At 42.4% G+C, this 21898-nt stretch carries 18 protein-coding genes; 2 read left to right on the forward strand and 16 right to left on the reverse strand.

All coding sequences use genetic code 11. From position 1 onward, the window contains the following. Window positions 1-83: 83 nt before the first annotated feature. The gene (locus BM294_RS08170) at window positions 84-1373 is read right to left on the reverse strand and encodes an SLC13 family permease (protein ID WP_091206762.1); all 1290 of its coding nucleotides are present in this window, start codon (window positions 1371-1373) and stop codon (window positions 84-86) included. Between the two features lie 290 nt (window positions 1374-1663). On the opposite strand from BM294_RS08170, the gene BM294_RS08175 reads away from it, so the two are divergent. After that, the gene (locus tag BM294_RS08175) at window positions 1664-2569 is read left to right on the forward strand and encodes a LysR family transcriptional regulator (protein ID WP_091206764.1); all 906 of its coding nucleotides are present in this window, start codon (window positions 1664-1666) and stop codon (window positions 2567-2569) included. A 203-nt stretch (window positions 2570-2772) separates the two neighbouring features. Here the strand turns inward: BM294_RS08175 and BM294_RS08180 are convergent, their stop codons facing one another. Continuing rightward, window positions 2773-4227, reverse strand: coding sequence for a hypothetical protein (locus BM294_RS08180; RefSeq protein WP_091206767.1), 1455 nt, complete (start codon window positions 4225-4227; stop codon window positions 2773-2775). Between the two features lie 357 nt (window positions 4228-4584). After that, the gene (locus BM294_RS08185) at window positions 4585-6255 is read right to left on the reverse strand and encodes an AAA family ATPase (RefSeq protein ID WP_091206770.1); all 1671 of its coding nucleotides are present in this window, start codon (window positions 6253-6255) and stop codon (window positions 4585-4587) included. A 77-nt stretch (window positions 6256-6332) separates the two neighbouring features. Between BM294_RS08185 and BM294_RS08190 the strand changes: the two genes are divergently transcribed. Continuing rightward, window positions 6333-6893: a LysR family transcriptional regulator gene (locus BM294_RS08190; RefSeq protein WP_139225864.1), complete on the forward strand. Its 561-nt coding sequence runs from the start codon at window positions 6333-6335 to the stop codon at window positions 6891-6893. An 11-nt stretch (window positions 6894-6904) separates the two neighbouring features. Here the strand turns inward: BM294_RS08190 and BM294_RS08195 are convergent, their stop codons facing one another. The 13 genes from BM294_RS08195 to BM294_RS08255 all read right to left on the reverse strand — a co-directional run bounded on the left by BM294_RS08195 (window position 6905) and on the right by BM294_RS08255 (window position 21871). Continuing rightward, window positions 6905-7528 (reverse strand): TetR/AcrR family transcriptional regulator, encoded by a 624-nt coding sequence (locus BM294_RS08195; protein WP_091206775.1) that lies wholly within the window; start codon window positions 7526-7528, stop codon window positions 6905-6907. A 146-nt stretch (window positions 7529-7674) separates the two neighbouring features. Continuing rightward, window positions 7675-8295 carry a GNAT family N-acetyltransferase gene (locus BM294_RS08200; RefSeq protein ID WP_242944484.1) on the reverse strand — a complete coding sequence of 207 codons (621 nt, stop codon included), beginning with the start codon at window positions 8293-8295 and terminating at the stop codon, window positions 7675-7677. A gap of 677 nt (window positions 8296-8972) precedes the next feature. Next, window positions 8973-9923 carry a phosphatase PAP2 family protein gene (locus BM294_RS08205; RefSeq protein ID WP_091206781.1) on the reverse strand — a complete coding sequence of 317 codons (951 nt, stop codon included), beginning with the start codon at window positions 9921-9923 and terminating at the stop codon, window positions 8973-8975. A 139-nt stretch (window positions 9924-10062) separates the two neighbouring features. Further along, a complete protein-coding gene (locus tag BM294_RS08210) occupies window positions 10063-10818 on the reverse strand; it encodes an SDR family NAD(P)-dependent oxidoreductase (RefSeq protein WP_031550437.1) in 756 nt (251 codons plus the stop codon). Window positions 10819-10923: 105 nt separating this feature from the next. Then, window positions 10924-12816: an ABC transporter ATP-binding protein gene (locus tag BM294_RS08215; RefSeq protein ID WP_207648051.1), complete on the reverse strand. Its 1893-nt coding sequence runs from the start codon at window positions 12814-12816 to the stop codon at window positions 10924-10926. 69 nt (window positions 12817-12885) lie between these two features. Next, entirely contained in the window at window positions 12886-14604 is a 1719-nt protein-coding gene (locus BM294_RS08220; RefSeq protein ID WP_091206783.1) for an ABC transporter ATP-binding protein, read from the reverse strand. A 404-nt stretch (window positions 14605-15008) separates the two neighbouring features. Continuing rightward, the gene (locus BM294_RS08225; RefSeq protein WP_091206786.1) at window positions 15009-15182 is read right to left on the reverse strand and encodes a chorismate--pyruvate lyase; all 174 of its coding nucleotides are present in this window, start codon (window positions 15180-15182) and stop codon (window positions 15009-15011) included. A gap of 20 nt (window positions 15183-15202) precedes the next feature. Continuing rightward, window positions 15203-16213: a Gfo/Idh/MocA family protein gene (locus BM294_RS08230; protein WP_091206788.1), complete on the reverse strand. Its 1011-nt coding sequence runs from the start codon at window positions 16211-16213 to the stop codon at window positions 15203-15205. A 16-nt stretch (window positions 16214-16229) separates the two neighbouring features. Continuing rightward, window positions 16230-17636: an ATP-binding protein gene (locus tag BM294_RS08235; protein WP_091206790.1), complete on the reverse strand. Its 1407-nt coding sequence runs from the start codon at window positions 17634-17636 to the stop codon at window positions 16230-16232. Between the two features lie 172 nt (window positions 17637-17808). After that, window positions 17809-18144 carry a hypothetical protein gene (locus BM294_RS08240; RefSeq protein WP_091206792.1) on the reverse strand — a complete coding sequence of 112 codons (336 nt, stop codon included), beginning with the start codon at window positions 18142-18144 and terminating at the stop codon, window positions 17809-17811. Continuing rightward, a complete protein-coding gene (locus BM294_RS08245) occupies window positions 18144-18500 on the reverse strand; it encodes a winged helix-turn-helix domain-containing protein (protein WP_091206795.1) in 357 nt (118 codons plus the stop codon). The genes BM294_RS08240 and BM294_RS08245 overlap by 1 nt, the downstream gene beginning before the upstream one ends. Window positions 18501-18840: 340 nt before the next feature. After that, window positions 18841-20256 carry a glycoside hydrolase family 32 protein gene (locus BM294_RS08250; RefSeq protein ID WP_091206798.1) on the reverse strand — a complete coding sequence of 472 codons (1416 nt, stop codon included), beginning with the start codon at window positions 20254-20256 and terminating at the stop codon, window positions 18841-18843. A 268-nt stretch (window positions 20257-20524) separates the two neighbouring features. After that, window positions 20525-21871, reverse strand: coding sequence for an MATE family efflux transporter (locus BM294_RS08255; protein ID WP_091206800.1), 1347 nt, complete (start codon window positions 21869-21871; stop codon window positions 20525-20527). Between the last annotated feature and the right edge of the window lie 27 nt (window positions 21872-21898).

Below are 21898 nucleotides of genomic sequence, written 5' to 3' on the forward strand. Positions count from 1 at the left end.
TTCAATCTATACTCATACAAAACTGTTTTCGCCCATTATTCCGATATACCGGCGCATCCTCACCGGGGCAACACTAATTTTTCTCAGATAACGGGAAATACTGTCATGGTCCAGAATACGGAAATGATGCATCCAAGAACTGCGAACAGTGCGCCATGCTTCATCATATACGGAATGTCATATCCACCGAGTCCCATGATATATGGGGTTGCTGATGTAGACATCGGAGTCATAAATGCTGTCAGGCATGCTGCCTGAATAAGTATCATAAGTCCTACCGGATTTCCGCCCATGGCTGCGCAGGTTGCGATGGCAATCGGGTGGAATATAAGCATTGTACCTCTGTTTGACATGAACTGTGTAAGCACAAAGGGAAGGACAAAAAAGATAAATCCTAAAAGGTAATTGCTGTTTCCGAGGCTTCCGACAAATCCTGAAATGACGCTTCCGATGAACTCACCTGCACCTGTTGCTGAAAGAGCTCCGGCGATGGCATTTGAACCGACTATAAGGAAAAGAATACCAAGAGGAAGTGACTTTCCTGCCTCCTTAGGATTAAGAACATTTGTGAGAATCATAAGGAGCGCACCGATTACCGTGATGGCCCAGCTGTCGAGACCAAGCTGATCGCTGAACATAAGTGCAAGGGCATCTCCAAAGAAAATGATGATGGATGCATACTCCTGGAACTTTGTAAGTGTGGACTCACTCATCTTCTTTAATGCCATGTCCTGAACCTTCACAGGAGACTCTGAAGGAAGTCCCTTGATGCAGAATATTCCAAAATATACGATGGAAAGAATAAGCATCGGAAGTCTTGCCTTCATTGGATCCGCAAGACCAACAGCAAAATCTGTATATCCGTAAGACTCAAGATAACCATTTAATTCTGCTGCAACTGTTGCTCCGGCACCTACAGGAAGGATACAGCAGGTAGAAATGATGGCTATACCTACCGGGAAAAGTACCTTTGTTGTGGGAATCCCCATCTCGGTTGCTGTTGCCATAAGCATAGGCGCTACGATGGAAAATACAACCACCGGACTCTGGATGAACTGGGAAAGGATAACACCGATGATGACATATCCAAGCACCATTTTGGTAACGCTTCCCTTTGAAAGATTTGAAATGCTCTTTGCCAGATTGATACAAAACTGTGTTTTGTTGAAACCCGCAGCTACAACGCACATACCGCCAACCATGATTACATTGGAATTGGCGAAGTATGAAAGTGCTTTTTTTGCCTCCAGACATCCTGTCAGTGTCATAAGCATCATGGATGTCAATGCTATGACTGCGAGGCTGTACTTACCACTGCAGTAGCCGATGATGGTAAGCACAAAGATAATGAAACAGATCGTTAACAGACTCATATAGTCCCTCCTTCGTTTGATACGTCAGCCATCAAAATCAGGTACCCCTATGAGCCGACGCCCTATGACAAAATTTTTGTAAAACTTGTCATAAACATTGTTTTTTTATCATCTTTTGCTTACTATAAGGTAGATTTAACTATTACACAAACGCATATATTTCATGTATACATTCCATAATGTAATTTTTAAATAAGCGAAATAATGTTTAAATTAATTTACGAATAAACCGTTTATGGAGCCGATTAGATTTGTGTCATCAGCGAAATAATGACAAAGCGGAGATCATCATGAATGTCAGAGACTATGAATACATCATCAAGATTGCAGAGAATCAAAGTATCACCAAGGCTGCTGCAGCTCTCTATATCACGCAGTCAGCCTTAACCAAATATCTTCAAAGAATTGAGGAGGAAATCGGACTGCCTCTTTTTTTGCGTTCCGGTCATAAATTTTTGCTTACAGATGCCGGCAGAGAATATGTGGAAACAGGTCGTGTGATTCTTAAACTTGATCAGGACCTGATGCAGAAATTAAATCAGAGTTCTGACTTAAGACAGAAAGAAGTGCGTTTTGGATTTGGAATGGGACGTGAACATTTTCTGTATACAAAAGTATTCCCGAAGTTCCTTAAAGAACATCCGGGAATAACATTGAAAAATCATGCTGATGCCAGCAGGCACCTGAAAATGTATCTTGATAACGGTCTTCTGGATCTTGCCCTCGTCACTAACCTCGATCCTGCACCGGGATATAAATACATACCTGTAAAACAGTGCTATCTCTCACTTTTGGTACCCGCAGATTCACATCTCACAGAATCAGCATCAACTATAGAGGGATATCCTTATCCTGTGGTCTCTCTTTCGGATTGCGCTGCAGAAACATTTGTATCCACGGATCCTACAACTCATTCCGGTTCTTTTTCTGATAAACTTTTGAAGCAGTTTCTTCCCGATGCCTATGTCTCAATGGAGGTAAGCGACATAAGAAGTCTTTTCAATGCAGTAAGAGCCGGATTTGGCATTGCCATAACATTATCCTACGACTTCGTAGGAAAGGATCTCAAATATCTTTCAATCAGGGAAGCAAAGCCCCTAGAGGAAGACATCCAGCTGGTTTACCGTTCAGACATGGCAATGTCCAAATCCATGAAGGACCTTATAGATATAATCCTGGAGGCAACGAGGGACTGATAAATCCTGAATCAACAACATGTTATGAGCAAATGTTCCCCCTATCATTCCGGTACCGATCATATGGTCTCTGACCGCAAAATAGTCATCGGGCGTGAAATGTTTCTTAACCATTAGCCTCATTTTCTCATCACGGGTCATCATGATGTCGCACATCCTGGAGCACTCCTCCGTGATATCCCCTCCGCTTTCCGTCTTTCAAATTATCCTACATCTGTTTCTTTTCCGATACTTTCCGGCATAGGCCCATCCTTTACATCTGTGTACCAGTAATCATAGGACACCGGCAGAAAATCCACATTTGAAGTACGGACATCCTCCCAGTCCATGCCCCATGGCCGGAGATAAATATAGTACCTGAAGCTTCCATGTTCATCCTCGTATCTGCAATTTACTTCTATCAGATGATCATATTCACTTACGTCGGAAGCACCGGGATCCACAATCCAGTCCGCATGCTGAACATTTTCCCCATCCAGCAGGAAATATCCTTTCTCGCTCTTCATGCAGCCTGCACTTGTTGTGCCGGGACCGAAGCTGACCTCCGCTTCACAGATAAGTGATTTCGCAGAACCCTGGTCATCCCAAAGGACGATTCGACCGGCATTATCACTTTCGACAAATATCGACCCGCAAACATCATGTATGCTGTCCTCTAGGTCCTCGTAATCACCGTGACAGGATTCTATTACGTACCAGCCGAACCAGTCCCGATCCCAGTAGTCAGTATAAATAGAAGCTGCGGCTTTGCCATGTTCTCCCAATACCGCCTGCGCTTCAGAAATGACTTTTTTGACTGTTGTTTCAGATTTGGCATCATTCCCGCTTTCTTTAGTTTCTCCGGTTTTCGGTTCTGATGCTTCTTCTGTTACAGATGCGGTTTCAGATTCCGATTCTGTTTTGTTTTCGGCATTTACCTTATTTGCTGACGGATCCTTCGGGCAAAAGAAAGTGTAATACTCACCATCCTTCACATAATCCGCCTTAAGTCCTTCATCCTCTACGTTCCAGGTAAGTTTTATATCTTCAGAATCAACGGAACCGTAATCCTTGAGATTGGACCACTTCAGGTTTTTAAATTCTTTACCTTCGATCGCAGCATCCATGGTGTGATCAGCACGAAAACTCATCTTAAGTGCATCCGGTGCAATCTCATCAGTAGGATCTCCCAGTATATCCATCACCGAAACTGACTGCCAGTCCTGCAGCATAAACTTCTCGGATTCCGGAAGATACTGTGCCGGATCTGCGGCAGGGGTACCTTCTTTTGCAAAGGTAAAATCCATCCCCATACCAAGCATATCTTTTACAGCAAAACAATCCTCTCCGCGTTCACCCGTGATCTCTTCTCCATCTACCGTAATGGTAATGGTAGTGTCATCACTGGTCCATTTGACATCGTGTGTTTCCCCGTTTACCGTCATGACGGCCTTACCCCCGCTCTGCAGTTCGAATCCAAAACCGTTAAGGTCATCACCGGTCAGGGCCATACCCATCATCTCTCCCACCACAGGGATATAGTTACCTGCCAGCGGATCATCCTCCTTTGTTTTTGCCGAAGTTCCTCCGCCGCAGCCTGTAAGACACAGTCCAAAACAAAGAATCACAGCCAGCATAAGGGCTGTAAGCATACTTGTTACTCTTTCGCCTCTTTTCATCACAAATCCTCCGTAAAACTTTTCAACTATTAATACATCCGGGCAACCATTCTTGTTATTTACTTGTCAATTATTATCTTAATTTTACTCGAGGAACTACGAAAATATATGTATCGAAATAGCATTTTATAATTATTTTAGAAATCGAAAAAACACTGACAGGCATTAAACCCATCAGTGTTTTTTGATTTACCAGTCTTTTACGAAGCCATCAAAATATCTGAAAGCATCGTTGCTTCCACGGCTCTTTGCCGGATACAGCTCTTCTGCATTTTCAGACCTCATCGACCAAAGCAGGACTCACCTGCTGCGACCATTTGCATAGAAATACCACCCAATTATAAAAGAGGGATGTACTCATCCCTCTTTTATCAGAAGTTCCTTTCCTTCGAAAGCAAAAGCAAGCTTCTTAATCTTATCCTTATCATAACCTGCTGAAACAAGCTCCGTTTCATATTTCCTGTCTTCAATCTGTTTTAATGCCATGTCCGCAAGTTCATCAAGAGATTTACCTTTTTCACTTCTGCGCTTTGACTTAAACTCTATGATTACAGCATTATCCTTTTTATCCCTTGGACGGAGCATCACATCATATCGCCCCAGACCACTTTCGCGATTTGACTTTATTTCGTATCTGTCTCTTAATTCAACCAAAAGTCCTATCACAAGTCCATGATAGAAGTTTTCAGGCGCTGCCTTGCCGCTGCCGTCAAAGGAGCTTATCATATCTTCACAGATTTCTGAAAGAGTGTCCATCATGTCGTCGATATTTCCTTCAAGGAGAGCCTTTACGAAATAACTGTAATTTGACCCTGCATTTTCGAACCATCTCTTTACAAGTATGCTGAAGCTGACAACTACTTCATAATTTGTGAGCTTAAGTTCATACTTTATTATTCCATCTATGTCTCTCACGGATACGGCTTTCAGATAACCGCTGGCAAACAGAAGGCTCCAGACAGCTTTCTCATTTCCATCCATTTCTCCGAAAACGAGCTGCTCATCTATCTCTGTTTCGATAGTTTCCCCTTGCAACAGGTTCTCAAAAGATTTCTTTATATCAACATTTCCCTCCCTCACAAGCTTAGATACGAGAGAGTTTGAACTGGTATTAGCCCAATAAGACTCATACTTACCTTCCTGAAGAAATGAAATTATAGACCATGGATTATAAATACCTTCAGTATTTCCGAACTTAAATCCATCGTACCACGCTTTAACCTTCTCTTTTTCTGTATCGTAACCGTAAGCTTCTAATGCTCCAAATACCTCTTCTTCCGTAAAGCCAAAACAATCAGCATACTTTTCAGAAGTAATAGTTACCATTTTAAGGTTGTTCAAATCTGAAAACAATGACTCACGGCTGACTCTTGTGATTCCTGTTAAAAGTGCTCTTCCGAGGTATGGATTTGTTTTGAGGGTAGAGTTGAACAAATTCCTCATAAATCCGGTCAGTTCACCCCAGTATCCGTTTACATATGCCTCCTGCATGGGAGTATCATATTCATCTATAAGAATAATGACTTTTTTTCCGTAGTAATCACAAAGCCACCTGCAAAAAGTATTTAAGCATTGGCAAGCGGTCATATCATCCATGTCATAACTTACTTTGTTGCGAAATTCCAGATCTTTAGAACTCATTTTCTCTGTAAGATATGCCATTTGTGCAGTCCATTCCGTAAAAAGCCATTTAAACTGCTGCAATGCACCTTCGTAAGTATCAGATTTAACAGAGGCAAATGAAATAAAAAGTACCGGCCACTTGCCGCACTCTTTCATGATTTCAGCATCTTGTGAAATATTTAATCCCTTAAAGAGTTCTTCATTATTTCCCTGCCTTACAGAAAAGAACTTATCAACCGTACTAAGCATCAGAGTTTTTCCAAAACGACGGGGCCGGGTAATCAAAGTGACACCATCATTACTTCTCCACCATTCGGAAATAAACTTCGTCTTATCTATATATATATTCTTTTCTTTTATAACCTGTTCAAAATCCTGCAAACCCAGTCCAACTGTTTTCAACATATGAATACACCTCATATCAAAACATATATATGCTAATACTAGCATAATTACCATGAACACGCATCTTATGCTTTTGTTTGGTTACAACAGAGATTGATAATGAGTTGTTTATCCCGGTATCAATAGAACGGGTAAAAAATCGGAAGAAGTATCATGCTTACCACAAAGCATACAGCACTTACAGCAATTCCGGGTTTTATAAAATCTTTGAATCTGACATTTCCAAGGGGCATCATGAAGGCAAGCATAAATACCGTAAGTATCTCGAAAGCTGCTTTTCAAAAGCTGCAGCAAAGCTTTTTATATCACAGCCGACCTTAAGTATGGCCATACAAAAAACAGAGGCCTCTATAGGAATGCCTCTGTTTGACCGCAGTACCCGTCCTATGCGTCTTACGCCTGCCGGGGAGATATATATAGATGCAATTAAGAAAACCCTTGATCTGGAACAGGATCTGTCACAACAGCTCGAAGATATCAGGTCCCTTAAAACGGGAACCATATCTCTTGGGGGAACAAATTATATCAATTCATATATACTTCCCGATATCCTGTTTGGCTTTAATCAGGAGTATCCGGAATTGAAGATCAGTCTTAAAAGCGCTAATTACATTACGGAAGAAGATTCCGGCAAATGAATCTGCCTATCCTAAACCTTATATCTTTTTTCATATGCTCCTATGATTTTATTAAGCCTATCGTGCAGTTCATCTCTGTCTGCACCGCCATCATAAAGCTGTATCATCAGAAACAAAGGCGCATATAGTTCCATGGCAAGATTTCTTGCACCTAGTGCCTTTGCTTCATCGTTAAGCTTATTCTCTTTTATCATGGTGCTCAATAAATCTTCAGAGTATTTTACAGGTCCTTCGCAGATCATCTCCTGATACTGCTTCATCTTTTCAGGGCTTTTATACTGCTCCAGCATAAGCATCTTTCGGAAAGCCACAGCGAATTCATTCTCCGTCCAGAAATCAAACTGATTAACAGCAAAACTGCAGAACTCATGAAAGCTGCGGTTTTCATATGAATCTTCCTGAGCCTCTTTGGTTTCGACAGGAACATTGTCCTCACGAGCCCTTTCGGCATCAAGCTCTGTCATTTTTTCCAGTATTTTATCGTATATCTCCTGCTTACTGACGAAATGTCTGTAAAGCGCTCCTTTTGTGATACCGATTTCTTCCGCTATCATACTGATGGAAACCGCATCATAACCGCGTTCAGCAAAAAGTCTTAGGGATACCAATAATATTTCTTCTTTAGTAGTTTTCATATTTCTTCCTAAAAATCATAAGAGAATAAAACAGGGATACTCTTTTATAACGCATGTGTTATAAAAAGTAACCGGAAGTTTACTTGAATCGTAAACTCCCGGTTGTCTTTTGTCAATCAGCCTAATAACCGGCGACAGACAGCTTTTCACCCGAATAACTGGCCTTGAAGCTTTTTCTTTTCTTTATATGGGAAACCTGCTTCAAACTTTTCAAACCCTTCAGGGTCCTTTTCACATACAAAATACCCGCTGGGATCAGTCCATGTCCCATCTATTCCATCCAGATATCCCTTCTTCAGCTCAAGACAAAGCAGATAATCAGCTTCAGGATCATCGGCATAGCGTATGCCTTTTGACTTGGATGGAATGAATCCGGACTTCCCATAAAAGTCGATATTTCCCTCCATGATTACGGCTCCATAACCAGCCTCCTTAGCCTTCTCAAGAGTGGCGTCTAAAAGCTTCTTTCCATATCCCTTGCGTTTATACTCATTGGCTATACAAATCGGTCCCAGGGTGATAACCGGCTTAATGTTTCCGTCTCTAAGCAGTATCTCCGAGCGACAGTACATAGCATGACCTGTCAACTCTCCGTCCAGTTCCATAACATAATCAAGTTCCTTGATAAACGCCGGGTCCTCACGAAAGCAATGCATGACGTAATGTTCCATGCATCCGGGTCTGTAAACATTCCAAAATGCATCTCGTATCAAATTTTCAACGTTTCTATAATCTTTTTCTTCTTCAAGTCTGATTGTTATACCCATTTTTACTTCCTTTCTGAGACCTGACATCTCGCCTTAATGCAAATGTAACCGAACGTTTACATTTGGAATTGTAAACGTTCGGTTACTTATTGTCAATATTATTTCGGAATTCACACGCTAAATGATCTACCATATAGCGCTGACATAACTTCCTTATAATGATATAGCCTGCAGCATTGAGACCAAAGAGGAATATGATTTCCTGAAGCAGCCCGGAGCTGACTATTTCCAAGGATGCTATCTTGCTATGCCAGAATAATACAAGACCGGAAGTATTTGCGCCTCCGGTCCTTTTTGATTATATAATTTATCCTTCATCCTTCTTGATATGTTTAACAAGGGCAATGCGGAAACCTGATGGGGAGACCATAGTCGCTGCTTTGGAACTCTTTGTGTCCATCATTTCAACTAGACATCGACACGTTTTTATCGGAGCATAACCTTATTTCAAGTTTCGTTATCCAGAATTGCGCACGATAAAATACCCCAGAGCATTACACCCTGAGGTACATCAAATCTATAGGAATCGTCCGTGTCTATGTTTTTGGGGGATCAAGATCTAACGATGGTCTTGGCGACATTTACACCGCTGCCCGTCAGATTATCGGCAGTTGAAGCCTTTTTGTTCTCCCGGACAGCACAGAATACCGGGGATCTCAACATTTTATCTCTATGGGTCAGGACTGTTTTTCACACTTTGAAAATTTTGTAATCACTATCGGCCAAACAGCCATAACAAAAAACCACATTATAAAGCGTGATATAAAATGTCCCCAATGTCCCCCCAGGGCTGCGACAATAGTTGCCGGCGCAAAGTATTCCTTCCATGAATAGGTAATCAAAAAACCTGCAAAGCCTAAAATCGGCAGGTTCTTTGATCCAAAAGGTATTTCGTAGTGTATGAAATGTCTTTCAACGTAACTTCCTGCCAAAAAACCTGTGAATGCCCCACAAGCTTTAAAAGTGTCATTCATCATTTTGTTCGGATCCACAAGAAGAACCCCGTCTACATAATCCATGGGATAAGGTTTCAACATAATATAAATCAAAGTGCCTATAATCACCAAAAGACCTGCAAAGGACAGATTATCAAGTTTTCTCTCATCACCGTTGATTCTCTCCTGAGCTCTACCTATAACCAGGATACTGATTAATGTAACTGTAAAGCCAACCACAACATCCTGCGGGGTGTGTACACCGAGAAAGTTCCTTGAAAAACCGGTAAGAGCGATAAGAACCCCGCTTAATACAGCAAGCCACCTTCTGGTTTTTTTCTGCCAGGAAAAAACTGTTCCATAAACAGCTGTTGCTTCTGTGGTATGTCCGCTGGGAAAAGAATACCCTGTGGCTGCGACCTTTGAGTCACCCGCCGGCTCGATAAGATCAGATCGAATCCAGGGTCGGTATGCACATACTGTCAGCTTGATGATTCCATTCAGAAGACCGCTTATTCCAAATGTCACCAAAAAACGATGTCCCCATTTCTTGTCCACGCACCAAAAAATAAAAAAAGGCAAAAACGGCATAAGATCAACCGCAACCTTTGAAATACCGTTAAAAAACTCATCAAATACACCTCCGGTCGCATTTCTGAGTTCCTGCAGCCATAACAAATACTGAATATCCATTGTCTTCTCCTATAAAGTCTGCTTGTTCGAAAAACGTATTTCGGCAGATCATAAAATGTCGGAAACTTAACCAAAAACAGGGAGATTTCTTCCGAGAAACCTCCCTGTTATAATTCCGCAAACCCGGAACATCTGATATTTACTGAAGAACAAATCCACCGTTAGGCGAGATAACCTGACCTGTGAGGTAAGGAGCCTTAAGGATATACTCAAGGGCACCTGCGATATCTGATACATCACCGATATATCCCTCAGGAATTGTTCCGGCAAGAGCATTGAGCTCGTCCTGGTTGACGCCGCGAAGCATATCTGTCATGATCATGCCCGGAGCGATGGCATTGGCACGAACGCCTCTTCCGGCAAACTCAAGTGCAAGGGCTCTGGTGAGACCGATAACACCGGACTTGGCTGCGCAATAATCTGCCTGGTTGATGACACCGGTAAGTCCACCTACAGATGAGATGTTTACGATCATTGCCTGATGTTCCTTGTCGGAGTGGTTGATCATGTGTGGAAGAACCAGATGAGTCATATGTAAAAGGCTCATAAGATTTGTTGCGATAACCTTCTCATACTGCTCGTGGGTAATGTCTATCCAGTTGCAGTTGTTGGTTATACCTGCGTTATTTACAAGAACATCAATGTTCTCACCAAACTTATCAACCGCTGCCTTAACGAGAGCTTCGCAGTCCTCATACTTGCTGACATCTGCTCTTACAACCAGAGAGTCAACACCGTAATCCTTCTTTAACTGCTCTGCGATCTCTTCTGATTTTGCCTTTGAAGATTCACTTACGTAGTTAATGACTACATCATAGCCAAGCTCTCCAAGCTTAAGAGCCATAGCCTTTCCAATACCACGTGAACCGCCGGTAATAATTGCTGTTTTTGCCATTTAGAACCTCCTTACGATCTTTACGATTTTTTATTCAATTACGATATATTATACATCGTTTTATTAATATAAATAATAGTATTTATCATAATGGCTCACGCCTATTTATGTTTCCTGTCCTGCAAACTGAGTCATATACAGGTCATGATACCTGCCCTTCTTAGCCAGCAGTTCCTCATGATTTCCACTTTCAACGATCTCACCATGGTCCATAACAATGATCTCGTCCGCATCCTGTATGGTAGAGAGACGGTGGGCGATAATAAGGCTGGTACGCTGTTTCATAAGTTCCGTCATGGCATCCTGAATGCACATTTCAGTTCTTGTATCCACAGATGAGGTAGCCTCGTCCAGAATCAGGATACTGGGTTTTGATAGAAAGGCACGACATATAGTAAGGAGCTGCCTTTGTCCCTGACTAAGATTACTACCGGAGGATTCCAGTACCGTGTCATAACCATTTGTGAGGTTTGCAATCAAATCGTCGCAATGGCTGGAAACTGCTGCTTCATCCAGTTCTTCCTGAGTGATATCTCGTGATGCGTAACAAAGGTTATTACGGATCGTGTCGGTAAAAAGCACCGTATCCTGCAAAACTATGCCTATAGCATCTCTGAGTTCGTCGGTGGAGATATCGTAAATGCTCTTTCCGTCCAAAAGTATCTCGCCGGAATCAACGTGGTAAAAACGCATCAGCAGGTTTATGATAGTGGTCTTTCCACTTCCGGTGGAGCCTACCAGAGCTATCTTCTTACCGGAGGATACCTTGAGAGAGAAATTCCTGATGACAGGTTTTCCCGGCACATAGGAGAAATTTACATTTCTAAACTCGATGACGCCCTTTACAGGCTGTACTATCGATCCTCCGCTCTTATCCTCTTCTTTTTCATCCAGTATCTCGAAAATGCGCTCTCCACCGGCAAGAGCCGTTTGAATCTGACCGTAAAGCTGGGCTAGTTCGTTGATAGGCCTGGAGAACTGCTTTGCATAGATGATAAATGCGGAAATAACACCGATGGAAATGTCTCCCCTCAGGGCAAATCGTGCACCAAATACCGCTACCACCACAAAGGAGACATTGCTGAGCATATTCATGACGGGGCCCATGGAACCGCCGATGATCTCTGCTATGATACCGGTTTTCGTCAATTCGTCTGCCGTTTCGGAAAAGCCCCGTACTTCTGCCTCCTGACGGTTATAGGCTGTGACAGTACGGGTGTTGGTGACCATCTCCTCCACGGTGCCGTTGAGCTTACCAAGGAGTTTTTGCCGCCTGACAAAATATTTCCTCATGTACCCGGTGATATTCGTAGTAAACAACACTGTCAGCATAACCGTAGAGCAGCTAAGCATCGTCAAAAGTGGACTGTAGGAAAGCATCATGGCGATGGTGCCGACAAGCATAAGCATTCCCGAAAGCAGGCTGCTTAAAGATGAAGAAACGATGGAAGCTATATTCTCTGCGTCATTGGTCATTCGGCTCATGATGTCACCATGGGAGTGGTTATCAATATAGGAGATCGGCAGATTTGTGATCTTGCAAAACAAATCGCCCCGGAGCCTGAAAATGACCCGCTGACTTAGCTTCGCACTGATAAAGCCCTGCAGAAGTGTGCTCAATCCGTAAATCACATAGGCAGTAAGCATGAGGATAAGTACCCTCTTGAGAGATCCGGGTTCTGAGTTTTTGATGCGGTCAATACCCTCTGCCTGAAAACGTGGAGCCATCACACCCATGGTTACGCCAAGGATGATGGTAACACAAAGCAGCAATACGTATCTCCACTCATTCCTGAAATATTTCCATAAGCGTTTAAGGGTTCCTTTTCGATCCCTGGCCTTCTCGATAGGAGCTCCCATGTTGCCTCTCATGCCACGTCGCCCAAGGGAAGGCTGGGGTACAGCTGATATGGATTTCCAGTTTTGGGAACTGCTCTGCTTTGAACTCATGGAAAGAATCCCTACGGATTCAGCTCTTATATTCAGTTGTTGACTCATTATTTTTCCTCCAGGATCATACACAAACCGGATGTATCTGATTCATCAATTAAGCTTGAAAGCCTGCTTTCAAACTTTCGCTCCACCCTTCCTGAGCTGTGAATCATAGATTTCGCGATAAACGTCGCAGCTGTTCATCAGCTCTTTATGGGTGCCCATGCCAACGATTCGACCCTTATCCATGACTGCGATACGGTCTGCCCGCATGACGGTGGCAATCCGCTGAGCGATTATGATTTTGGTCATCTTCTCATAATCCCCTCTTAAAGCCTTAAACAATCTGGCTTCAGTACCCAGATCCAAAGCGCTGGTTGAGTCATCCAATATAAGGATCTCGGCAGGTCTCAGGAGTGCACGGGAAATTGCGATACGCTGCTTCTGTCCTCCGGAAAGGCTCATGCCGGCCTCTGCCACCGGGGTATCATAGCTATCAGGCTGACATAAAATGAATTCATGAGCCTGTGCCACCTTGGCAGCAGAAATCATTTCATCTTCTGTCGCCTCAGGGTTACCGATCATTATGTTATGCTCTATAGATCCGGAAAACATTTCACTTTTTTGCAAGGCAAAAGAGATGCGATCTCTTAATTCATGAAGAGTAAAGTTCTTAACATCTTCTCCGTCCACCAGCACCCTTCCTTCAGTGACATCATAAAACCTCGGGATGAGTGAAACCAGTGTGCTCTTTCCGCTGCCGGTGGCTCCGATTATAGCCAGAGTCTGACCCGGTGCCACAGTGAAACTTATATCCTTCAGTACCTCATGATGGTGACCGGGGTAAGTGAAGGAAACATTTTTAAATTCAATGCTTCCTCCGCGTTTTTCGATGTTTCCCTCTTTGCCGTCCTGAATAACCGGTACGGAAGCGAGCACTTCCTTAATACGTTTTGAAGATGCAACACCAAGGGTAATGGTCTGAAAGATCATAGCCATCATCATCATTCCGCTCAGAATCTGACTCAAATAGGTGATGGCTGCCATGAGGCTTCCGATCTCCATCCGGCGTGCCTCAACCTCCATACCTCCGATATAAATGATGGTCACCGTAGCCGTGTTCAGCACAATGTTCATGACGGGACGCATCCAGCTGATCAAAAGCTGCACCTGAAACCTGGAGTCGGCTAAATCCCTGTTGCTCTGCCGGAATTTTTCTATTTCACTCTTTTCCTGAACGAAGGCTTTTACCACACGCTCGCTTGCCACATTCTCACCGATAACAGAGTTCACGCGGTCAAGCCGTTTCTGTAAAAGAGTAAAAAGAGGCCCACTCTTCCAAACCACAAAGGCGATTTCAAGCAAAATGATCGGCAGTGTAAACATCAGCACACGACTGAAAGCCACATTGAGACTCAGAAGAAAGGAACTTCCTGCGATAAAAAACATCATGCACCGTACTGCGCCGCGGATGAGCTGGGAAACCATGTTCTGCACCTGGGTTACATCTGAAGTCGTCCGGGTGATGAGGCTTCCCACAGTAAAGTCATCGATCTGTTCAAAGGAAAAATTCATGATGCGGTGGAACAGGGCTTTTCTCAGATCATTTCCGAAGTGTTGTGAGCATATATTAACGAACACCCCGGAAAGTATCCCGCAGCAACCGCCTAAAAACACCACAAGAATCATGCGGATGCCTACACTCCACACCAGACCTTCGTTTCCTTTAAGAATGCCTTCATCTACAATCTGTGCCATCATTTTGGGCTGTATCAGATCGATCAGCACCTCACCCACCATGAAAAGCGAGCCTATAAGCCCGATCCACCAGTATTTTTTCAGAAATTTGAGCAAAGAATAAGCCACCTTTCGATTAATTTTGAAATGAGAACTATTATGTCAATTATATCATGAGTCGCCCGACAAATTAGTCAAATAGACGAGTTTCGTGCTTCGCACTCTCACTCGTACCACAATTCAAGCAATCTTGATATGTGGAATAGGCTTTTGTCTCTTGACTCATATCATGAAGTGAATGTCAAAAGTTGACATCGATTGGCAGGCACGATGGTTATTCTGCAAAGAGAGCCTCCAAAGGCATTTTTCTTTTATAAAAAATCATCCGGATACCTAAAGCCCCCGGTGGGGCTTCTGGCATCCGGATGTACGGATTAAATTATTCTTTTCTCTTACATGAGTACGAGGAATTACTGCAGCAAAAGCATCACAGTACCATTGCCTCACTTTATAGCCGCTAATCAGCTTTCCAGTGTATATTCCAGCATCTCGTATTTAAGCCTGCTGCCTTCTTTTATATCCTGAGGGAGCAATGCTCTTGCAACAAGCATAAGATCCTGAGACTCTATATCTGTCCTTTTTAGGTTTGCATAATCGCCGTCAATACTCACCACAATGTAATATCTGGTTTCCATAGTTCTTCACTCCTTTAAAATCATTTCATATGACTGTTCTCGATAATACTCATAACATCCAGGGTTTCCCTTGCATATCTATCTGCTTCACAGTAATTCTTACTGTCTATGATGCGGGCAAAATCAATGAATTCGCGGGTCATTCTGTGATGAGTCTCTGCCGGAACAAAAGTTTCTACGATTGTTTTCCGTGTCATTGCCCCCGCTGCATCCTTTACCGTATCACCGCTGTCATCCACAGTCACAATGGTGAGATTTGGTGCAACATTAGGCTTTCCGTCGATTTTCATATACCCCTTTTCGCCCTGAATGGTCACAAAACACGGGCTGTCAGAATCTTTTGCGCCGGTACAGACGGCTGAAAATCCGTCATATTCCATCACCAGTATTCCGGAGGTGTCCACTCCGTTAAATCCTGTATTCGGATGATAGGAAACCTTTTCAGGTCTTCCAAAAAGTTCCGCCGCATAATGGATGTTGTAGACATTGATATCCCTGAGAGCGCCGCTCAGACATGCAGGATCAAAGGCGGGATCAACATCCCCTGCAAGATACCTGTCATACCGGCTTGAATACTGAGAGTAATTGGCCGTCATCATGCGGATCCTGCCGAGTTTAGGTAATGCTTCCTTCATCTTTCCGATCACATCATTGTGAAGAACCGTGATGGCTTCAAATATAAAACATCCCTTTCGTTTTGCCAGTTCTATAAGTTCTTCGGCCTCGGAATATGTTCCGACAAAAGGCTTTTCAAGTATGACATTTTTCCCGTGTTCCAGTGCTTTCCTGGCATATTCATAATGAACCATATTTACAAGTCCGATATATACCGTGTCCACGTCACTCTCATCAAGCATCTCATCATAATCCGTGAACACCTTTGGGATATCATACTTCTTTGCAAGCTCTTCACCCTTTTCACGGCTGTGAGGTCTTGCAAATATTACTCTTATCTTTATCTCTTCAACCGGCTGCATGGCGTACAATGCATCTGCGACGATCTTTCCTGTTCCGACTATACCTAAATTCATAATTATTCCTCCTTAATTATTTCGCCACATCCGGAACTTGCAGATTTTTCACCTCAACCGGTGCGATTATATTACTTTCAGAATTCCATTCGAAAAAACCTATCGCATACAAAGGATATGTATAAAAGCCCTTACCTTCACCAACATTGGTGTCAGCAAATTTTATGGCCGGATGAACACCATATTTTTTTTGATGTTCAATTACAAATTTCATGCTTGTCGCTCTATTATTGGTTGCTTTACATTCAACTATAGTGGTTTCACCATCCATCTCGAACAGGAAATCCAATTCCGGAGAACCACTGGGAGCATGATAATAATACAGACCTATACCATTTGCAGCAAAGGCTGAGGCAACCATATTTTCAGCTATTGCACCTTTATAGGAACTGATGTCTCCTGCCAGAATTTTCTGAGGCAACTCATCGCCAAGCTGTGAGACCAATAATCCGGTATCGATGAAGAAAGCCTTAAATTCTTTTGCTATTTTAACCCCTTCAAGAGGATATGAAATCTCCAGTGTATTAAAGGAACGAACAACCAAACCTACATCAACCAGATATTGTAGTCCATCAGCTTTCTCAGGAGAATTTCCTCTAACATTAACAAGACTGTATTTAAACTTCTTGTATTCTTTTGACAACTGTGAAGGTAAAGAATCGAGACAAGCTTCTGCCCTAAGCTTTAATACTTCGTTAATCCTGTCGCTGCCATCTGAACTTTTATATCTTCCAAAATCGTCTCTTATTGAACTGAGAATTCTTTTTTGAATGCTTTTCACTAAATTTAAATCATGAGTCTCAAAGAAAGAATTCACAGCTTCAGGCATACCACCAACAATGAGATACTGTAAATACAATGATCGCAGACTTTCATGTATAGTCTTTTCAACACTTTCATGTTCCTTGAAGCATTTGGAAACATAATCCATGATTTCCGGACTAATGCCGGTGTTGCAGAGAAATTCTTTAAATGTGAGTGGATACATATCCAGCTGCTCCTCGTATCCCACAGGAATTCCCCTCACATAGGGTTCTCGAAATCCTTTAACACCTAAAAAGCTTCCGATAGCAATAACATCATACCTTCCATCTATATCCCAATACTTTAGTGAACTTCTGGCATTTGGACAATCCTGGATCTCATCCAATATCAGAAGAGTTTTTCCGGGCACAAATCTGGCGGTGGTATCCACGGCGGTTATAGACATCACCATCCGATCCACATTAAAATCACCTTCAAATGTACTATGTATCGTTTGATTGGCTCTTAAGTCTATGTATATACAATTCTCGTAAAATTCCGCTCCAAACTGTTTTACTATGTATGTCTTACCAATCTGACGTAATCCTTTGATAACAAGAGGATGATGTTGGCGGTTTTTCCAATCTTTCAGTTGGTTGTAAATATCTCTTCTCAGCATATGATTACCTCTCTTATATCAAAGTATAATCAATGTTTTGACATTTTTCAAAGGATATAGAGACATACTTTTGATAATTTTAAAGAGATAATCAATGCTGATTTTGATTTTATTCAAAAGATTCGGATACACAGCCCGTATCAATAGAACGGATTAAAAATCAAAAGACGTATCATACTGTGATTGCAATCACTACAGAGAATGTATTATATCCTGCATTTGAATCTACACTTATCTTCCCATGGTGACGTTCAGTTACAGCCTTTGCATTCTTTCCATCCTCTGCATCATCCCGGGCATCATGGGATAGTCCCCCGATACATTGCTCTGTAAAATCAAGCAGTATGTGCTGATTTGATTTATAAACACTTCTTAGTGTCGTCAGATAAATGATCAGCAATGTAAGAATCAGCACCAGCGTCAGCATCGACATGATTGAAGCAACGATTTTCACTCTTGACTTTTGAAAAATACTATGATGTATTGCCTTTGAAAAAAACTTAACCATTATGTTTCTAACCTGTTTCTTAACTGATATCCTAATCCGCGAACTGCCTTGATTTCCATATGGGATCTTATAAACTGCAGCTTTTTTCTGGTAAATGAAATATAAACTTCCACATTGTTGTACTCGGCTTCATTTTCATATCCCCAAATCTTAACAGCAAGTTGTTCCCTGGTCAGAATCCGGTCCGGATTCATCATAAATAACTCAAGTATATGGAGTTCCTTTTCCGACAGACGAACTTCCTGTTGGTTCTCCATGTTTTTCAAAACTGTAGTCTGCTGATTCAGTATAATATCTCCTGCTTTCAGTTGTCCCGTTTCTGCGTCAGCCTGTTCAATCATGTTACGACGCAGCATCGCACGTACTCTGGCTAGCAGTTCTCTTGTTTCAAAGGGTTTTGTAAGATAATCATCTGCTCCTGCATCCTGCTGTAATCATGGCAATGGACATGCCAAGTGCTGTTATTCTATAAAATTTCATAGTGTTCTCCTTTTAAGATTATCTTCAAACAAATATCTGTGTTTTGCTGATGAGAACACTATAGCGGAGTTTTCTTGAAGAAAGATTGAAAAAATCGAGCAGGCAAAGCTCCCTGCTCGATTTCTTTTTAGCCGTCAAATGTCTATTAAGTATTATTCTTTTTTAAACACAATTCAACTTAACTGCATCACTGTCAATATTCCGATCCGTTGAAATTCACATCATACTATTAAGTCTTATATCAACCCTTCCATCCGAGCTAAATGTCATTCCTTCCGCATCCATTAGTGTCTCATAAAGTGTACCGCTCAAAACATGCTCTCCGTCGTTAATGAATATTTCGAAAGAATAGCGGTCAAGAAGAAGGCGGAGTTTGAAGTCATCGTAATTTCCTATCCTTACTTTACGGTACTCGCAGATGGAAGCTGAACGTCCGCTGTTACTACGGTCAAGAATCAGATAACCGGATTTTTTATCATAAGAAAGGCTGACATGGATATCATCCTTTACGGCAAACTTCATCGTAAAGTTTGATGCATCCTTTACCTCTGCCGTCATATCCAGACATCTTCCGGAAATGCCATCGACCTCGGCATCATCAGGTGCCGTAACCGTTCTTTCAACAGTACCTTTATATAATGTTTCAATCTCCCTGATGGGCTGCTGACAGATACGGCCATTCTTTACAGTCATTTCTCTCGGGAAACTCATCTGACCGAACCATTTCTGTTCCTCCGGGATACAGTTTCCGGAAGCAGGATCCTGCATCCAGCCAATAACGATTCTTCTTCCGTCAGCTGTCTCCATACTCTGGGGTGCATAATAATCAAAACCTGTGTCCAGGGGCTGGGCCTTCTCCGAATCCCCTACAAAAGCCATAACACAGTTTCCGTTTCTGTAGCAGTCTTCTGTCTTTTTCATGTTCATGACTGAGACAGAAAGCACTTTTTCACCATCAAGTGTGAAGTAATCCGGACACTCCCACATTATTCCCCATCTTCCGTCATTAGTCTTCAAAGTATCCTTATACTTCCAGTTAATGACATCCCCGGATTCATATCTGAGTACTGCGCCAAGTCCGTTTTTCAGCCTTGCAGCTATCACGCAATAGTACTTTCCGTCTTCAAACCAGATTTTAGGATCCCTGAAATCCCCTTTATCCGCGCCCTCCGGCATGTCCTTAGATGTAAGTACAGGATTTGCCTCGTACTTTTCGTAATTCTCACCATCACCGAAAGCGAGACACTGTGTCTCCTCCCTGAAGAGCTCCTCACCCTTACCATGCTGGTTATGTGCTGTGTAGATCAGAAGATGCCTGCCATCCTTATCCGTGATGGCACTTCCCGAAAAGCAGCCTGTCTCGTAATCTTTATCCGGTGCAAGTGCAGCCTTTTCATAGTCCCAATGGATGAGATCCTTAGATGTCCAGTGTCCCCAGTGCATGCTGTCCCAGCTTGTACTGTATGGGTTGTACTGATAGAAAAGATGATATTTTCCATTGTAAAATGAAAAACCGTTTGGGTCATTTAACCAGCCGGCCTTAGCTGTCAGGTGGTAAGCAGGACGCTCGTCAGCACTTATATTTCGGCTGTATCTTTCTTCATAATCACGTGCTTTATCTAATGTATCCAAGGTATTTAATTCCTTTCATGATGTAATCATTAACATACTTAATTCAGAATTATAGACTACGACAAAAAATTAATCATCCATTTATTGATATAAGTGTCATGACTGGTGGCAGATTCCGTAGGAATCTGGCATATAGCACCAGCCCTTCGCGAAGCGAACTAAATGGACTGACGTTCCCAGAAGCGCAAAGCGCGAAACGATTCGATATCGACTTTTGACACCACATCATTCTATGATTTTAAACCGCATTTCCGTTTGAAATCCCCTGCTAACTATATACCTTACGATAAATCCTGTAAAAATATATCATCTCTGCGATACCTGTGATTGTCCATGAGAAAATATACAGAAGATATAGCGATGTAACTGTTTTAAAATATGCAAATACCGTAAATATCCACAAAATCCTGAACACACAGGAGCCAAGGATCACTATGATCGTCGGGATGAGACTCTTACCTAGCCCTCGTGATGCAGCAATAGAGCCATCCATAAACGCAGAAAAGCCATAGGACAAAGCCATGATGGAAAGACGATACATACCTGCTTCAACAACTGCCGGATCGGTAGTAAACACTCTTAAAAACGGTACTCCGAAAATGTACAGACTCACACCGATGATACTTCCGATTACAAAGCTGTAGAACAGAGTTATATGATATATCTTTTTGACCCTTTCCATCTGTTTTGCACCGTAATTCTGCCCGATGAAGCTTGAACCCGCAGTGTAAAATGCAGCCATAACATCGTAATCAAGTCCATCTGCATTTTGCGCAGCTGCCGCACCTGCCACTGTGATGGCATCAAATGTATTGACTCCGTACTGGACAAAAAGATTGGCAATCTGGAAAATGGCATTAGCGATACCGGAAGTCAGACTGATGGGAAGCATCCGCTTTGCAAATTTCTTATCAAAATGCATACCTCTGAATCTTAAACCGATCATAGACTTCTCACGAATGATAGAGAATAAAATACAAAAGGCTGAAAAATACTGCGAGATAACACTTGCAAGCGCAACCCCAACCACATCCAGATTCATAACTATGACAAAGTAAAGATTAAGCAGGATATTGATGAAACCTGATATGGTCAAAAACATCAAAGGCTTACGTGTATTTCCCGAGGCGCTGTAGGCGGCGTTTCCGAAGTTGAATATAGACAGCGCAGGAATTCCGAGAAAATAAATCTTTAGATAATTCATAGCGCCCGTGAGCAAAGACTGTTTAGTGCTGAGCAGTGAAAGAACACTAAACTTTGTGGCTTCGCTGACAATCATCGTCAGAATACCGATCATCATACAGAGGATAAATGCTGTGAATACAGCACGTTTAACCGCTTCCTCTTTTCCTCTGCCTATGGCATAAGCCACAGTTACATTAACTCCGCTTGAAATACCTATAATGAAAGTTGTATATAGAGTCACCAGCGTGGTTGTGGATCCGACAGCACCCAAAGCTATGGGTCCCGCAAATCTACCGACAACAGCTATATCTGAAATATTGAAAAGAATCTGCAGTAGATTGGAAGCTATCAGCGGCAGACTGAACATCAAAATGCCGCTCCAGAGAGGGACCTGTGTCAGATTTTTAGCTTCATTTGTTTTATTATTCATGTATATATCATCCCTGACCTATCTGTA

Origin of the sequence: Oribacterium sp. WCC10 (assembly GCF_900113415.1) — a bacterium.
In the GTDB taxonomy this organism is placed as follows: Bacteria; Bacillota; Clostridia; order Lachnospirales; family Lachnospiraceae; genus Oribacterium.

Bases quoted from the DNA above. Each gene is read 5' to 3' on its own strand.
- BM294_RS08210 (WP_031550437.1), bottom strand. From the start codon at position 10,818: ATGGCAAAAACAGCAATTATTACCGGCGGTTCACGTGGTATTGGAAAG.
- BM294_RS08255 (WP_091206800.1), bottom strand. From the start codon at position 21,871: ATGAATAATAAAACAAATGAAGCTAAAAATCTGACACAGGTCCCTCTC.
- BM294_RS08245 (WP_091206795.1), bottom strand. From the start codon at position 18,500: ATGCTGCGTCGTAACATGATTGAACAGGCTGACGCAGAAACGGGACAA.
- BM294_RS08205 (WP_091206781.1), bottom strand. From the start codon at position 9,923: ATGGATATTCAGTATTTGTTATGGCTGCAGGAACTCAGAAATGCGACC.
- BM294_RS08225 (WP_091206786.1), bottom strand. From the start codon at position 15,182: ATGGAAACCAGATATTACATTGTGGTGAGTATTGACGGCGATTATGCA.
- BM294_RS08180 (WP_091206767.1), bottom strand. From the start codon at position 4,227: ATGAAAAGAGGCGAAAGAGTAACAAGTATGCTTACAGCCCTTATGCTG.
- BM294_RS08195 (WP_091206775.1), bottom strand. From the start codon at position 7,528: ATGAAAACTACTAAAGAAGAAATATTATTGGTATCCCTAAGACTTTTT.
- BM294_RS08170 (WP_091206762.1), bottom strand. From the start codon at position 1,373: ATGAGTCTGTTAACGATCTGTTTCATTATCTTTGTGCTTACCATCATC.
- BM294_RS08215 (WP_207648051.1), bottom strand. From the start codon at position 12,816: ATGAGTCAACAACTGAATATAAGAGCTGAATCCGTAGGGATTCTTTCC.
- BM294_RS08185 (WP_091206770.1), bottom strand. From the start codon at position 6,255: ATGTTGAAAACAGTTGGACTGGGTTTGCAGGATTTTGAACAGGTTATA.
- BM294_RS08240 (WP_091206792.1), bottom strand. From the start codon at position 18,144: ATGGTTAAGTTTTTTTCAAAGGCAATACATCATAGTATTTTTCAAAAG.
- BM294_RS08230 (WP_091206788.1), bottom strand. From the start codon at position 16,213: ATGAATTTAGGTATAGTCGGAACAGGAAAGATCGTCGCAGATGCATTG.
- BM294_RS08175 (WP_091206764.1), top strand. From the start codon at position 1,664: ATGAATGTCAGAGACTATGAATACATCATCAAGATTGCAGAGAATCAA.
- BM294_RS08200 (WP_242944484.1), bottom strand. From the start codon at position 8,295: ATGGGTATAACAATCAGACTTGAAGAAGAAAAAGATTATAGAAACGTT.
- BM294_RS08235 (WP_091206790.1), bottom strand. From the start codon at position 17,636: ATGCTGAGAAGAGATATTTACAACCAACTGAAAGATTGGAAAAACCGC.